Raw genomic sequence first — 16,009 nt, 5'->3', positions numbered from 1 at the left:
TTGACTTGAAAATTTCCGCACCCCTAGCCGCTCACTCAAAATATCAAAAATTAGAACGTCGGTTTTATTAGCGTATTGGGCAATTTTAGGAAAAAGGGACGACTCTATGTCTCCTTTAACCATCCGGGAGCTGAAGTCTGCCGGTAGCGAAGCTACAGGCAGTCGCTTTTCAGGCTTGGAAGTAGAACTAATGAGTGATTGCCTAGCTACATAGTGGACCAGTGTGTTCTCTTCTTTAATTAACTCGAACGTGTCACGTGATACGCAACCGCCATATACGAAAAAATTCTTCATCATTCCCGAACGTGTATGATTTTCTTGTTCACTGTATACTTGTAAGTTTCTTGTTCTCTGATACTTGTAAGCATCAATATTGTTGTGCATTGCTCTAGTGCTATGCTACAGGGCCCCGTTCCTTTGACAGGATACTGACTTCCATGCCTTGTTAATCAAACTTTCCGAAGTTCCTTGCGCTTCGACACTCGCAAATCATATCGAGTTATTCTGCAGACGTCATATCTCTCGTTTCACTGCTACATGGAGAACAATTCAGTCAAGCCAGATATGAAACTTGGGTTTCAAGGTTCCTCAGGCAACGTCTAGGACCGCAGCGGTCTATAAGTATCTAGGATCTTAATAGACGGGATCAGATTCTCTACACCGGCTTTGAACATAGCAGTGTATGCGCTCTTGGATACGACGCACTCCAAGATTCCCTAATCTTACTGTCGCTCAGAATCGCGGTGTTAAGCACGCGGAGCTACCTCCCTGTTAAGATGGAGATAACTGCACACTCACATTTACTGGAGGAAAAGAATTACGCATGGTTAGCGAGCCAAAATCAAATCCGTCTCCGCAATCACGTCCGAACTCTGCAACACCTCAAATAGCGGAATCCACGAGCTTGAATTCGAGTGATGTCGCCCGCAGGTTGCGGAAGATGTCACGGCAAGTCGCATCGTCTGAACAAAGCATTGTTCAGCTCAAGTCCGAGACGTATGCGCTCCAAAAACGCCGGAATGAACTCACTGATCAAGTAACAAAGTTGTCAAAACAACTGGAGCAACAGACTGCGGGTCGGAGAAACGAGTACCTGGCACGCATCTCTTTGGAAAAACGTTTAGCCAAGGAAACCGAACGAGCCAACCGGTTCAAAACGGCCTACGACAAACTCAAGTCTCATCCGGTTGTGCGTTTGGCGCGCGCGGTGACAACACCGATGAAGAAATTTTCCGGATCAAGTAAATCGAATCAACCCCTCGAACTCACAACTACGACGACAGCCACAAATCAGCCACTTCATCCGGTATCCAACAAGCCTGTAACTTCTGAGCTTTCGCCAATTACGGAAATTGCCAAGGCCTACCGCAAGAATGGGCACATCCATCACGCCGTGGAACTGATTGCCTCGTTGCCCGATTCTTATACACCGAATCCATCTGATTCGGTTCTTCTAGAACAAGTGGCCGGAGCAGCACGACTCCTAAATTCCTCGATTTCAATCCCAAGCCGTGCAACTGGACTTGGTTATGTTCCCCAGCCGGGAAGGCTTATGTATTGTGCCCACAGCACCGGGGAATATAACAGTAATGGTTACTCAACGCGCACGTCTGGTCTCACCAAGGCATTGGTGGCGCAACACAGCGATGTCGTCGTAGCAGCTAGACCCGGATATCCATGGGATGCGAAGACAAATAAAAAACCCAATAAAAAGTCACGTTTCGAATCTAATTTCGGCGGTATAAAGACCGTATACAACCCTGGCACTTCATGGTCCCGTCTAGCCCTCGATGAATTCATTCATGAAGCAGCGGATGTCTACGCCCGTGAAGCGATAATCAATCGCCCTTCCCGGATTGTCGCGGCCTCGAACCACGTCACAGCGCTGCCCGCCCTGATCGCCGCCCGCCGTTTAGGCGTCCCGTTTGCCTACGAGGTACGTGGCTTGTGGGAAGTAACCGAAGCCTCAGGAACTGAAGACTACAACCAAAGCGACCGTTATTCCCTAGCTGTCCAGCTGGAAACCTTGGTCGCCACCGAAGCCGATCATGTCTTCGCAATTACCAGCCAGGTACGGGACGAGCTGATCCGACGAGGCGTTGACGAACACAAAATTAGTTTGTTACCGAATGCGGCTGACATCTATGAGTTCGCCCCGGCACGTCCCGACGCTGCGCTGGCTGCCAAACACCGTTTGCAGGACGGCCTGACGCTCGGGTACGCCGGTTCGGTGTTGGCATACGAAGGACTCGATTTGGTCATCCGCGCCATGGTGGACTTGAATGCCAATGGTGTTCCCGCCAAATTTGTGCTCGTCGGAGATGGGCCTGCTCTAGCAAGCTTAAAAACACTTGCAAGTGAAATCGGAGCCCATAAGTTCGTTACGTTCGTGGGTAGGGTACCTTCTAAAGATGTGCCCCGATACATCGAAATTTTCGATGTAGTCGTGTGCCCTCGTGTAAGCTCCGTCGTCACAGAGATGGTTTCTCCATTGAAACCACTTGAAGCAATGTCTGCCGGCAAACCTGTCATCGGCTCAAACGTGGCACCGCTGGCCGACCTGATCGGTTTGGATGCAACGCGTGGCCTGCTGTTCAACGCCGGCGAACAAGCAGACTTTGTACGTGCGGCTACATTGCTGGCGAGTGACCGTTCTCTTCGTGAACAAATGGGGCGCGTTGCACGGCAGTGGATCCGGAAAAACCGTTCTTGGGAAAAAATTGCAGAAGATCAGCTCAACGGACTCAGTAGCATCGATTTACCTACGGCTTCTGAAGCAGACAGGCCCCTTTCGGATCTCACTATCGCGCTGATCTCAGACGAATTCACCCGGACCAGCATGCAGGGCGACCTCGATATCGTCCTGCCTACCCCCGACGATTGGAAAGCCGTTTTCACCGGTCAACCGATTGACGTTCTTCTCGTTGAATCCGCTTGGGACGGAAACAACGGAACGTGGAACCGAAAAATCGGTTATTACGAAGATGAAGAATGCACGGATCTACGCGAACTTTTGGCATACTGCCGTACACAGGGAATCCCCACTATCTTCTGGAATAAGGAAGATCCCGTTCATTTCAATAGATTCCGTAAGACTGCAAAGTACTTTGACCATGTGTTTACTACTGATGCCAATTGTCTGAAGGACTACTGGGCCCAGCGTGGGACACATCTGAAGACCTTGGCTTCCCTGCCATTCTGGGCACAGCCCTCCATCCACAATCCATTGCCAACAGGAGATGTTCGCGAACATTCCATCGCTTACGGAGGCTCGTACTATGGCGAGCGATTCGCCAAGCGATCAAAGGAACTCGTGACCCTGCTCGATGCAGCCATCCCTCACGGCTTGAAAATCTACGACCGCCAGTTCGATAATCCCGAGTCCCCTTACAAGTTCCCCGCACATCTACAAGAGTTTGTGCAGGGGGGGTTGCCCTACGCTGAAATGCTCAAGGCATACAAGAACCACACTGCACACATCAATGTGAATTCGGTGTCTGACTCCCCCACTATGTTTTCTCGCCGAGTCTTCGAGTTGGCAGGTTGTGGAACGCCATGCATCTCCGGTCCCGGTCTCCAGATCGGTGGTCTATTCGGTACAGCAATCACTTCCTCATTCGGCGAAAAAGATACGGTTGCAAAGCTGAAGCTCTGGATGAACGATGAATACGCTCGTCTCGAAGCAGCATGGGATGCAATGCGTACCATCTACCGCTCACACCTTTCGGTACACCGTTTGGCCTATCTTCTACGCACAGCTGGGATTCCGGTGACGGTACCGGCCTTGCCAAAATACGTGCTAAAGGTTGAAAACCTTGACTCACAGACTGCGGAACTCATTACGCGACAGTCCCATATCGCCAACGCAGTCCTTGCCATGAAGCGTCCAACATCTGAAACCGTCGCGATACTGGATAAGCACGGCATATCGGTGGTTGACACTATCCCAACGGACACCGATACGTTCGTCGCGGATATCGAGGAATTTTTGAACGATCCGATGGTTGCCGAGGATCTGGTGACTGCGCTCCTATATACGGGTGCCGACGCTGCTGAACTTCGGGAGGCCGATGTTTCTGCCCAACAGACATCGCTCTGGGCTCTGACGAGTGGTTCGGAAACGACCCCCGGTATGCACCGAAGTGGAGCAGCACCCTCATCGGCCGTCGCCCTTTACCGTCTACCACATCGTGAAATTGTTGAAACAGCACTCCCCAGTGACTTGGCCATGGAGGATAATGAGCCACGTAACGTCCTAATTGCCGGACATGACCTGAAGTTTGCAGGGCAGATCATCGAGGGTCTTAAAGCAGCCGGACATACTGTGACTATCGACAAATGGGCAGGCCATGCCCAACACGACGAAAACTTGAGCCGGCAATTGTTGTTGGATGCCGATGTTATTTTCTGCGAATGGTCTCTGGGCAACCTTGCTTGGTATTCAAAAAATAAGCTACCCGGTCAAAGACTGGTCTCCAGGTTCCACTTCCAGGAAATCATCACCAAATATCCAGCTGAAGCGGATTTCGGCAATGTCGATGAACTCATTTTTGTTGGCGAGTTCCTGCAGCGGACGGCAAATGCAAAATTTGGGATCCCAGAAGAATTGACAAAGGTAGTTTTTAATACGGTGGATGTTCAAGGGCTCGACCGTTCCAAGCATCCAGACGCAAGATTTAATCTGGGATTGGTCGGCATAGTTCCGGAACACAAGCGACTTGATGTTGCATTGGACCTGATGTCCAAACTGCGATCCCAGGATGACCGATACCACTTATACATCAAGGGGCGTCGGCCGGAAGATTACCCGTGGATGGCTGCACGCACCCACGAAATGGCCTACTACGAGGCGCAGTATTCGCGGATCGAGAACGACCCACTGCTCAAGGGGGGCGTCACCTTTGATGAGCACGGGGATGATATGAACGGTTGGTACCAGAAGATCGGCGTTGCGCTTTCGGTAAGCGACTTTGAGTCCTTTCACTACACCCTCGCCGACGGTGCCGCTTCTGGCGCAGTCCCAGTTAGTTTGGCATGGCCCGGGGCAGACCAGATTTACCCGACCGCGTGGCTTTGTAATGGCGTAAATGAAATGGCGCGAAGAGTCGTGGCTAAGACCACGGACGGCACGACATTCCAAGTTGCTGGTGCCGAGGCAAAGTCTTTTGCGAACTCGGAATTCGCGAAGGCGAATACACTAGATGTGCTTCTAGCAGACATCATCGGCTAATATGAATACCCTCTGCTGCTCCTGACCGCCGTTACATTCCGGCGGTTAGGAGCAGTTCCATTTTGCTTTCAGCACCATCTACTAGCTTTCTGACTCTAGGCTTGCTATTGAGCCTTTTCGCGCAAGATGACGCGAGTGAGCCGCTCGACGGCCGCGCGAATGTCCTTGGCGGTCTGCCGTAGTGTTTGGGTCCCCGAACAGTAGTCCACCAGTGGCCTTGTGAGTATTCGTGTTCTTCAATGGACACGGGAGGAATCACAGTAACAAAAGGCACGCAGACACACGCCAGACCAGGACATCGCTAAAGTCCGCCAAGTGCAAAAGATACTCAACGAAGGCCACCCGATGATCGAGGTCTTCAAGGAACTGCAGATCACTGAAGCTACTTAGTACCGCTGGCTCAACTTGTGTGTATCCAAGAAAAACTCCGAAGCCAGAAAACGCACCAAAGAACTCGAAAAGGAAAATGCCCGCCTGAAGAAGCTCCTAGCTGATCAGATGCTAGCCAACGAAATCCTGACCGAGGTGGCCAAGGGAAAATTCTAAGCCCCGAACCGCGCCGTCATGCCGTACGGCTGGCGATGGAAAACTACGGGGGCGTCCGAAAGCTTCGCTTGCCAAGTTCTGGGCCAGAACCAGTCTGCACTACGTAAGAAAAAATTACCGATGAGCTTTGACGAAGCGCGGCTTAGAGCAGATCTGAGGGTCGTCGCGTCCAAGCCCCCGACATGGGGTGGCGCAAGTCCCGTTGGCACCAGCTGACCACCGAACGAAGGAAAGACACCGTCTTGAACAGCGAGCGTGTTCGACGGTTGCGGCGCGGGGAAGGTCTGGTCTGTAAGCCGTGACGTCGAAAGAAGCGGCGCACCGGCTCTGGAGCCGGGGAGCAAAAGCGTTTGACCGCAAAGTATCCGATGGATGTGCTCAGCTTCGACTTTCAGTCGGATGTCACCTCTTGCGGTCGTTATATCCGGTTCTTCAACGTCATTGATGAGTAATAAGTACCGCGTTGGCGGTCGTTCCTCGCCGGTCTTTCATGGCTAAGGACATGATGGCAGTCTTAGAGGGGATCATTGCTGAAACTGGGATCCAGACGACGTTCGTACGGTGGTGCTGATAACGGGCCTGCATTCACTGCCGGCGCGCTGGTGGATTAGTGCAACACTGTTGGGGTGCGGGTTGCGTTTATCGATCCAAGGTCGCCAAGGACGAACGGTTTTTATTGAGTCGTTTAATGCGCACTTCCGGCGTGAATAGATCCGGGGGTATCATGGTGGAAACGAAATAATTGGCTGAAGAATAGAAAGACATTTACAATCAGGAACATCCCCATGGCTCCTTAGATGGAATGACGCCATCCCGATTTTGGGATGGCTCGCTTTTAGAGAAAAAGTTAGCTATTGCATAGCTCTGGGCTACTCAAAGGGAACCAACCAGAGGTTCCGCCTCAATAACAAAGCAAATTAATAGATTCGTCTCTGTTTCCTAGATGATTTGGCAGTGTCTGAACTTCTCCTACATTTAAAGAGATGTAGAGACATTTCGGCGCGAACTGCCAAGTTACAGTAAGCAGATGATCTTTTATGAAATAATCACAGGTAGTACTAATGCTAATCAGCTCGTTGTGCATTGAAGGAGAAAACTATGGCAGTTTCTTGGCCCGATCACTTTCCGTCGCGGTTGATGGGGCGAAGATTGGGCAGCAGCGGCCTCTCAAGTTTCGCTATTGCTTTAGAAGCTTGGCGGCGCGGGCTCGAGGTAACTTTCACTGCTGCCGACCTCCACTTATACACAGTTTCAAATAGCGAAAAAAATGTTAAATTCAACTTCTCAAGGCCTGACTCTCATACGACACGCGAAGATTATCTGCGTCTTGATAGAAAAGCCGAGACTAATGCGATACTTGCAAGTCACGGAATACCGTCGCCAACTAGCAAACTCCTTGAAGTGACGAATATAACCCATGATCAGCTTCGCGTCATTGCTTCCGAAATTGGATATCCCTTGGTGTTGAAGCCTAATCAAGGCTCAATGGGCCGAGGTGTGTTCTCTGGCATCAAGGATTCGGAAGAGCTTTTCGATGCTTTTCAAGAACTGACTGTTAAGCAGAAACAGAAATCGATCCTTATTGAGCGTCATCACACAGGAGATGACTACCGATTACTCGTAGTAGGCAATCGGGTTGTTGGTGCCGTGAAACGTATCCCAGCTAACGTTATCGGAGACGGTAAGTCGACGGTCGCAGAGCTTATCTCTGCCAAAAATGACCGCCGAATCAGGAATCCGTTCTTGGAATCTGGGTTAATCAAAATCGATTATGAGGTCCGTAAATGTTTAACAGACCAAGGATTGACGGTTGAAAGCATTCCTCCGAATAAACGAAAAGTAACGCTGCGCAGGGTCGCAAATGCCTCAGCCGGTGGTGATGTTCAGGACGTAACAGATACTATCCCGGAAAATATCAAGGAGGCTGCGATATCCGCCGTGCGTGTTCTTCCCAATATCTATATCGCCGGCGTTGACGTCCTTTACGATGCTTCTGACGAAGAAAACTATGTAATCATTGAGATTAATTCGCGTCCACAGATCGGAGTGAATATGTATCCCTCAATTGGAACGGGCCGAGACGCGCCAAAGGCCATTCTCGATTCATTTTTTCCAGACTCATCCCGCCCCTCCGAAGATGGGTTCAAGACCATACGTTTTAATCCCTCAGCGGTCCGCGATATTTTTGCAGAAGGTTTGGCCTCAAAGGTTACACTTCCCCATTTACCGCTAGAAGCATTTCCATTTCGCCAGAGGTTTCTCTTCGAAGCAATTGAAGGAGCAGTTCAGCTACGACCTTACACAGGTAGAATCGTAAAGAAGATGGCTCGAACTCGAGGAATTTCTGGGAAAATCATAAGCCGGGATGACGGGTCGCTCGAACTATTCGTTGCCGGTCGCTCAGCTTCAGATGCAAAGACACTTGTCGACAAGGTTTCAGAATTTTGTGGGCAGATTCCAAAAGCTTCGGCGTGGGAGGGGATCGTCACTGTAGGATTCCAAATTTCATAGTGAACACCCATCTCTCTCCGACATCTCATAAACTGCCTGGCTTCGAGGCCAAACGAAAGCTCCGCTACGCACCATGAGAGTAGAGAAGTTTAAAAGGCGATTCTAAATTGAAAGTAGTTTAACGTTTGCTACGCCGAGGCCGTGGCTGACACACCGGGCAAGTGTAAGATGAACGTCCCATAAATGGGTCACGGCGGATCAGCGATTCACGGCCATTATCCGCGCAACGAAGGCATGTCTTGCCTTCGCGGCCGTAAGCATTAAGCGACCGCGAAAAGTAACCACTGGCGCCGTTGACGTTGACATATAACGAGTCAAAGCTTGTTCCACCCGCATCCAGCGCCCGGGTCATCACATCGACTAGTGCCTCGTCCAGTCGGGTGACCTCTGGACGTCGCATAGTTGCTGTATTTCGCAGTCCAGAAAGTCCTGCCTGCCACAAGGCCTCGTCAGCGTAGATGTTCCCCACGCCGGAAATAATTCCCTGGTCAAGGATGGCACGTTTCAGATCTGTGGAGCGCTTACGTAACGCCAAGTACAAATCGTTGGGGTCTCTATGTGGGTCCAAGACGTCGCGCGCGATGTGTGCGGCACCCTGTGCGATCAACAGCTGACTACTACCTGCACCTCCGGGGTATCCATCTGTTGTGAGAACTAACGGAGAGAGGAACATCCCGCCGAAAATACGCTGATCAACAAAACGAAGTTCGCTCGGCGCATCAAACCGCTCGGCAAGAGATAAACGCACCTTGAGGTGCTTTTCATCCTCAGCGTCAGGGTCTTCGACAAGTAACTGTCCGCTCATCCCTAGATGAGCTACGAGTGCTGTAGGTTCTGGCAGCCCTTCGAGATCCATCCAGAGAAATTTGCCACGACGCACTACTGATCTCAGCGTGCAGCCCGTAAGCGTTTCTTCAAAGTCTTGAGCACCATCGGTGTGCCGGCGAACCGAACGCGGGTCAAGCACCTGGACAGACTCGATCAAGCGGGCTCTAACCCACTTGTCGAGTCCAACACGTACAACTTCAACTTCAGGTAGTTCAGGCATGGTGCAACTTTAGTTTGCCGGGAGGTCTTCACCGGGGTGAAGCATATTCCAGGTGTTATGTGCAGCTTCTTGTTCGGCTTCCTTCTTAGAAGGACCAGTGCCGGTGCCATAGACCTTGTCTCCAATAAGAAGTTCGGCCACGTAGGAGCGTGCGTGGTCTGGGCCTGAGCCGCTGACCGCATAACGCATTTCACCATTTTTGGTCGCAGCGACTTCTTCTTGAATGACGGTTTTCCAGTCGGTGGCAGCGCCAAGCAACCGAGGATCTGAAAGAAGCGGTCCGATAAAGCGCATGACCATCTGGCGTGCTTCATCCATGCCGTGGGACAGGTAGACAGCGCCAATGAGCGCTTCCATGGTGTCGGCGAGGATGGAGGATTTATCTGCACCATTGGACTGGCTTTCGCCACGCCCCAAAAGAATATGTTTGCCGATTTCCAGCTCGCGGGCGATGCTGGCCAATGCGCGGGTACTGACTACTGCGGCGCGACGCTTCGCGAGGTCACCTTCAGCCAGATCCGGGAAGCTGTTATAAAGATGCTCCGCAACGCAGAATCCCAGAATGGAGTCGCCGAGGAACTCCAGGCGCTCATTTGTGGGTATGCCACCGTTCTCGTAGGAATACGAACGGTGGGTCAATGAAAGATGAAGCGTCTCGGAATCTAAATTGATTCCGAGACGCTTCAAAAGTTCTTCTTTAGAAGACATGTCTTAGACGTCTGCTACCTTGCGACCCTTGTATTCAAGGAACAACTCGGTACCTGCTGAGTCAGTGACAACCTTTGCCTGGTGAGGCAGGCTGTAGGTAACGCGACCGTTTTCCATGGTTTTCACCAAGCTCGGCGCGGTAGCCTTCCACTGTGCACGGCGGGCACGAGTATTCGCACGGGACATCTTCCGCTTTGGAACAGCCACGACTACTTCTCTTCTCTCTCGTCTGACGTTTTGTCTGTTGCCACATCTTCTGTGGCGGCCTCGGACAACTGCGCAAGCGCTGCCCAACGAGGATCAACTACCTCGTGGTGGTGCTCAGGATCATCATTCAGGTTGGCTCCGCATTCATTGCAAAGTCCTAAACAATCGTCCCGGCATACCGGCTGAAACGGCAGGACAGTTCCCACTGCGTTCCGCAATACCGGATCGATGTCCATGTGGTCACCGATAACCCAATACTGATCTACATCATCATCTTCTTCGAATTCATCACTATCTTCATAGTAGAAGAGTTCCTGAATATCAGCCCCGTACTTGAACCCGATAGGATTAAGGCACCGTCCACATTCGCCAGCGATTTCCACCGTGGCGATGCCGGATACCAAAATGCCCTCGTGTACAGCTTCAAGGCGAAGATCTAAGGAAACCTCAGATCCTCCACGAATACCGATGAGTGCGTTACCCACATCTGCGGGTGCCGGGACTTGCTCGTTGAGAGTCCTCATGGATCCTGGTGCACGACCGAGCTCCATGGCTGATATAACCAATGGCGACTTGCGATCGAGTTCGCCGTGTGACGATCGATCAGAACGCTTACCGCTAATGATGACTCCTACTTAAACATAGTCCGACATTTCATCTTAGCTTGCGCGGAGCCCAGTTCCCAAACTGAAAACCGTTCCACGCGCGAAGATTCACTGTTGCACTGAACACACTTTATCGCACAGATAGCAGAAGGCGGAAGTTGAACACCCCTGCACTAGGGCATGTCTTTTGGATAAACAATAGAACTCACGCATAGGATTGACTCAGCTTTCATCATCACTAAGGGTTCTTATGCGTGCTTTACCAGTTTTGGCCAGTGCAGTTGACTTCGCTAAAAAACGTCTCAAAGCGCAACAACAACGCGGTCAAGTTAATCGTTATGCTAAGCACCTGTTCCACCTGCCACAAGGCGAGCAACGCTACCGAGTGGGCCTGTACTTTGCTGACGAGATGGTCAATGCTTATCAATTGCGTCAGTGGTACGCGCCGTTGCAACAGCTGGCACAGTCAGTTCCGGTAGTCGTGATTACTCGCCAACCCGGGACAGCATTGGCGCTATCTGAAGAGTGTCCATTGCCGGTACATTTAGCACCAACAATCGGTGACGTCGAAGCTCTCATTGATTCACAACGTATCGATGTCGTGTTTTACGTTAACCAGAACATCAAGAACTTCCAGATGATCCGATTCAACGAACCGAATCATGTTTTCATCTGTCATGGCGAAAGTGAAAAGGCCTATATGTGGTCGAATCAGCTGAAGTCTTATGACTACGTTTTTGGGGCTGGTCAGGCGGCCCGGGATCGCCTAGCGAAGAACTTGCGCAACTACGATGCCACGTCACGTACCCGTCTCGTGGGGCGTCCACAGATAGACACAGAGTATCTGGCTCCCTATTCATTGAATGCCAAGCTACCCACCGTGTTGTATGCCCCTACATGGGAGGGTGACCGCCCTTCGATGAATTATGGCTCGGTAACAAGTCACGGCGTCAAAATTATTGAATCACTGATTGCTGACGGCGGCTTCAACATAATCTTCCGCCCTCACCCACGTTCCGGGGTCAACGTAGAAGAATACGGTGCTGATGTTGCCCGGATTCGGCAAAAACTATCTGAGGCGAATCCCGGTTCAGCAGGGCGGTTGCTTTTTGACGACACCGCGCATTGGGGTTGGCAGTGGTCCAAGGCTGACGCGTGTATTACAGATATATCCGCTGTTGCCTATGATTTCCTTGCCACAGGCAAACCTATTTTTATTACTACTCCGGTGTCACCCGAAGCTGTGGTGGCGGACTCACCCGCGCTGGAGCAGTTACCCAGCCTGAATTCAGTACAGGCTGAGAATGCGGCAGAGCTAATTCATCAGGCGCTAGAAATGGAAGACGCCGAACGTAACGCCCTGATTGAGCGTTACTTCGGCGACATCACTCCAGGAGCCAGCATGTCCAGATTCATTTCAGAGACACTGGATCTGCTAGACAACTAATTTTTTATTGCCAGACATGGGCAGGCTGTTTAACAAGTGATTCAAACTGCTTCAAGGCCTGTTTCTGATAGCTAGTAGCATCAAATTCTCGCTCGGCTCGATACCCTGCGAGATACTTTTCCATTCCCTCTTTTAGCCCTGCAACGGAGTTCTCGACTAACTGTCCGTAGCCTCCAGCAAGCACACTGTGTGAACCTACGACGTCAGTAGAAATCGCCGGAAGACCAAGCATCATTGCCTCGATCAGGGCAAGGCCCTGGCCCTCGTAGTCGGAAGAGAAGACAAAGCAGTCTGCAGATTTCAGTGTGGGGAACGGATTTGCCAACAGTCCGGTTATCGCGACTTTGCCATCGAGCCCCAGTTCAATAACCTGCTCTTCTAGGCTCATCCGCAGAGGACCATCACCGATAAGCAGCATGCGCGTGTTCGGATTAGCTGCATGAACTTCCGCGAATGCGCGCAACAATTTGGCTTGTCCTTTTTCTGGGGAAAGACGTGCCATATTGGCGAAGACGGTTAGGTCTTCGCCGGGGAACTCATGCACCGTTTCAGACAGTTGTGACCATTGAACAGGTTTTACGAGGTCCAACAGATTTTCAGAAACGGTAAACGAAGCTGGGTCGATATCAAACCGTTGACCCAGTTCGCGTTCGTTAACTTCGCCAACACTATCCGTGACGGAAACCAAACGGTCATAGTGGGGGTAGGTGGCGAAGAGTCCTGGCATGCTGCCAAAGCGTAGGAGCCACTCGCCCACCATGTCGTTATGGAGGTAAATGCACGTTTTCGTTGCGTGACCGTGAGCGGCAGCAAAAAGTGCCGCCCAGAACCGCGAGTAGCCTTCAAAGTTGATTGCGACGTCAAAATGGGCAGCTCCGAAACTGCGACGCATTTCTCTGGCCATGGTGTTGAGGTGAATTTTTTCTGCCTCGGACGAGCTAAATCCGCGTTGTGCATGATACGAATCTGAAACCCATCGTTCCTCGGCCGACATGGCCGTGGCGCCCGCGCGCGGAAGCACCTGCACATGACTCGGTAGCGAGTTGAGGATCTGAAGTGCTGCCGGGTCAGCGGCTGTTGCATTCATGTCTACCGCCACAGTGACCAAGTACTTGCTTGGATCTAGTGCACCAATCAAGTTAACAAATGCTGTGGCAATGCCGTTGGGCTTAAATGGGCCCTGATAGAACAACAATTTGGTGCGTTGGTCCAATGCAGGAACAAGCACATGTGAATCATCGTCAAAGAAGAAGAATTCAATCACGCGCTTACTTGCCTCCCCATCTTCCAAGGGCGCGAATTCAGAGACATTATCCGCGAAGTTTTCATGTAATTGAGCCGCGGGGGCATCCAGTACAAGGTGCAATTCGTTTAACAACTCGTCAATGCTGTCACTGACAGGGCCTGGCCAGGTAGATCTGTCAAAATACAGACCGCGTTCGGCATCATAGGACGCAAAGTCGGGCGTATAGAAAAGAACTGGTTTACGTGCTGGTAAGAAGTCGTAGAAGATTGAGGAGTAGTCGGTGATGAGCACATCAACTACAGCCAGTAGCTCATTGGTATCGATAGAAGCGGGCACGATGGTTGCGTTTAGCTCCGCATCACCAATGAGCTGCTCGGCAAAACGGTGGGCACGGAACAACATATGATGCTCACCGTTGGCCATCTGAGCAACGTCCGAGACTAGCGAATTCACATCGTAGCTTCGGTCGTTGAGCTGACCGCGCCAAGTGGGAGCAAAAAGAACGATTGGCTCATTACTCTGCGCATCAATTCCAAGCAGGCTTAGAATCTCATCTTTTCGTTCTTGGCTGAGATTAACCATCGAGTCAATTCGAGGGCTGCCAGTCAGAGCCACCTTGGCCGGGAAGATACCATCCAAGTCATGGTCAATGGAGAGAGTCTTCAACGTGTGTTCGTTAGGCACCATCATATGCGTGGTTTGCAGGAAATTGCGCTGCACATTCCGGTGCTCACCCACCGCGCCCTTAACCAGTTTGCCCATAAACTTCAGCGGCGTGCCATGCCAGGTGTTTAGTACCTGTTGCCCCTCCCGACGCGCATAATAGGTTGGGAACGTTGCATTATTCACGAGGTACTTCGCTGTACCGAGTAATCGTATGTAAGCGTCCGAATGCTGTTTGATGACTGCGACGTCTGGATAGTCGGCTAGTTGCGCCGGAGTCTGCGTATGGTCGTTATATACCCACGCGTAGCGGAAACCCGCAAAGCGTGGATCGTTGCGCATCTGCAGGAAGATAGCCAAAGGGTGGCAATGAACGTTCCTACCATGTGAGGATTCAAAAACTACGAGCTTTTCATCCAAAGGCAAATGTTCGCTCGCGTGAATGAACAGTGCCCCACGATGACGTCCCGCGCCCTTGAGCGCGTTGCCGATTCCAGCGACTGCGATTTCGTTAAAAAGCAGCATGTTCTCAAAATACTCGCAGGCCAGTTGTGGCTCGCTAATTTTGCTGAGTGCCTGTCCGGCACGGGCTTGCCACATACGCTGCGTGCTTGAGGTGTGCCACAACGCCTCGCGGTAGCCATTTGCGGCCTGCTGCCATTGCTCCCGCTTCTCGGCACTTTGGGCTAGTGCTATGCATTCTGCGGCGCGGGGACCGGCAACCGCCGGCACTTTGAGCTCATCAGTGAGGTATCCCCACGCCTCTGCGGCCCGCAAATAGATATTCGTAGCTTGTTCATAGCTACCCAACTGATGTAACGCGTGCGCATACCTGTAAAGCGCTACAGGAATTTCTACCCGGCTCTGCTCAGGAAGTAATTCGACAAATGTGGAGTAGGTATTGGCAGCACTAGCAAAATCTTTCGCACGCGCATAGGCACGTGCTTGCGCGTAGGCCGAGATGACTTGTTCTTTAATACTCGTAGCCGTCGCTCGCGACTCACCGAAATGCTTCGCAGCAGTATCAAGAGTGAACAGCTTGCTGTTCACTTCTCCCGCGCGGTAATTCAGCGCTTGCCGAATTTCTGGATCACCGGATTCATTCAGTGACTGGCGATAGGACCGTTCGGCTCGGTTCCAGTCACTTTCTCGCTCATGCAACCGGCCAATGCCGAGCTTAATTATCCGCTCGTTACCAGTGGTGAGCACAGCTTGGGCATCAGCGACTCTGGAACTTTCGTGTTCTCCCAGTTCTTCGTAAGCGCGCGCCAGCCCGTACCAGGCCTTTGAATGCTGTGCTTCGAGGGAGGTGGCTTCTTGGTAGAAGTCTCGTGCTTGTTCGAAGCGGGACATGAATTGTGCCGCTTGGCCTGAGAGGAACATCCACTTTGCGTCTTGGCTATGAACGTCGGAAAAGTTAATTCGTACTTCGAGTTCTCGCCAGCGTTGGCCGGTAACCAGCAGGTGGTTCGCGAGGGCTTCGGAAGTCTCAGGATCTAGGGGGTACTTTGTCACCAAAGTTTCAAGGATATTCCCGGCCAAGTCTTTGTTGCGCGCCGCTACCGCGCACTTGGCATAACGCTGATGCCAACGAACATTCTGGGGCTGTCCGGCGCACGCAACGGCAAACAATTCCAGCGCACGATCAAATTTTTTCATGCGTTGCATGTTCAACGCCAACGATTGAATCCAGCCATAACGATGGGGCTGGTGAGCAATCGCCATTTCCATGTTGGACATGGCTAACGAGTACTTCTTTGACTTATATTGGCACAGTCCTAAACGGAACCGGACGTCG

General features: G+C 51.5%; 9 protein-coding genes and 1 pseudogene. 4 read left to right on the top strand and 6 right to left on the bottom strand.

Annotation, left to right across the window (positions count from 1 at the left end):
* A partial coding sequence (locus CIK74_RS18935) for a DUF6270 domain-containing protein (protein ID WP_205738263.1) occupies positions 1–384 on the bottom strand: 384 nt, incomplete at its 3' end.
* A 556-nt stretch (positions 385–940) separates the two neighbouring features.
* On the opposite strand from CIK74_RS18935, the gene CIK74_RS07975 reads away from it, so the two are divergent.
* The 3 genes and pseudogenes from CIK74_RS07975 (at position 941) to CIK74_RS07965 (ending at position 8,287) form a co-directional block, all read left to right on the top strand.
* Positions 941–5,230 carry a glycosyltransferase gene (locus CIK74_RS07975; RefSeq protein WP_170947794.1) on the top strand — a complete coding sequence of 1,430 codons (4,290 nt, stop codon included), beginning with the start codon at positions 941–943 and terminating at the stop codon, positions 5,228–5,230.
* Positions 5,231–5,527: 297 nt separating this feature from the next.
* A pseudogene (locus tag CIK74_RS07970) lies at positions 5,528–6,638 on the top strand (IS3 family transposase).
* A 236-nt stretch (positions 6,639–6,874) separates the two neighbouring features.
* Positions 6,875–8,287 carry a hypothetical protein gene (locus CIK74_RS07965; RefSeq protein WP_096255367.1) on the top strand — a complete coding sequence of 471 codons (1,413 nt, stop codon included), beginning with the start codon at positions 6,875–6,877 and terminating at the stop codon, positions 8,285–8,287.
* A 118-nt stretch (positions 8,288–8,405) separates the two neighbouring features.
* On the opposite strand, the gene mutM is transcribed toward CIK74_RS07965, so the two are convergent.
* The 4 genes from mutM to CIK74_RS07945 are packed head-to-tail and all read right to left on the bottom strand — an operon-like array spanning position 8,406 to position 10,774.
* Entirely contained in the window at positions 8,406–9,335 is a 930-nt protein-coding gene (gene mutM / locus CIK74_RS07960) for a bifunctional DNA-formamidopyrimidine glycosylase/DNA-(apurinic or apyrimidinic site) lyase (RefSeq protein WP_096255365.1), read from the bottom strand.
* Positions 9,336–9,344: 9 nt separating this feature from the next.
* Positions 9,345–10,043, bottom strand: a complete 699-nt coding sequence (rnc, locus tag CIK74_RS07955) for a ribonuclease III (RefSeq protein WP_096255363.1) — start codon at positions 10,041–10,043, stop codon at positions 9,345–9,347.
* Positions 10,044–10,046: 3 nt separating this feature from the next.
* Entirely contained in the window at positions 10,047–10,250 is a 204-nt protein-coding gene (rpmF, locus tag CIK74_RS07950; RefSeq protein WP_096255361.1) for a 50S ribosomal protein L32, read from the bottom strand.
* 2 nt (positions 10,251–10,252) lie between these two features.
* The gene (locus CIK74_RS07945) at positions 10,253–10,774 is read right to left on the bottom strand and encodes a DUF177 domain-containing protein (RefSeq protein ID WP_096255359.1); all 522 of its coding nucleotides are present in this window, start codon (positions 10,772–10,774) and stop codon (positions 10,253–10,255) included.
* A 331-nt stretch (positions 10,775–11,105) separates the two neighbouring features.
* Between CIK74_RS07945 and CIK74_RS07940 the strand changes: the two genes are divergently transcribed.
* Complete coding sequence (locus CIK74_RS07940; protein WP_096255357.1) at positions 11,106–12,302, top strand: CDP-glycerol glycerophosphotransferase family protein; 1,197 nt, start codon at positions 11,106–11,108, stop codon at positions 12,300–12,302.
* Between the two features lie 4 nt (positions 12,303–12,306).
* On the opposite strand, the gene CIK74_RS07935 is transcribed toward CIK74_RS07940, so the two are convergent.
* A complete protein-coding gene (locus CIK74_RS07935) occupies positions 12,307–15,951 on the bottom strand; it encodes a CDP-glycerol glycerophosphotransferase family protein (RefSeq protein WP_096255355.1) in 3,645 nt (1,214 codons plus the stop codon).
* Positions 15,952–16,009: the final 58 nt, after the last annotated feature.

This window comes from Glutamicibacter sp. BW77 (genome assembly GCF_002332285.1).
Classification (GTDB): Bacteria; Actinomycetota; Actinomycetes; order Actinomycetales; family Micrococcaceae; genus Glutamicibacter; species Glutamicibacter bergerei.
The sequence above is the reverse complement of the archived record's forward strand: the minus strand, read 5'-3'. Positions and strand labels throughout refer to the sequence as shown.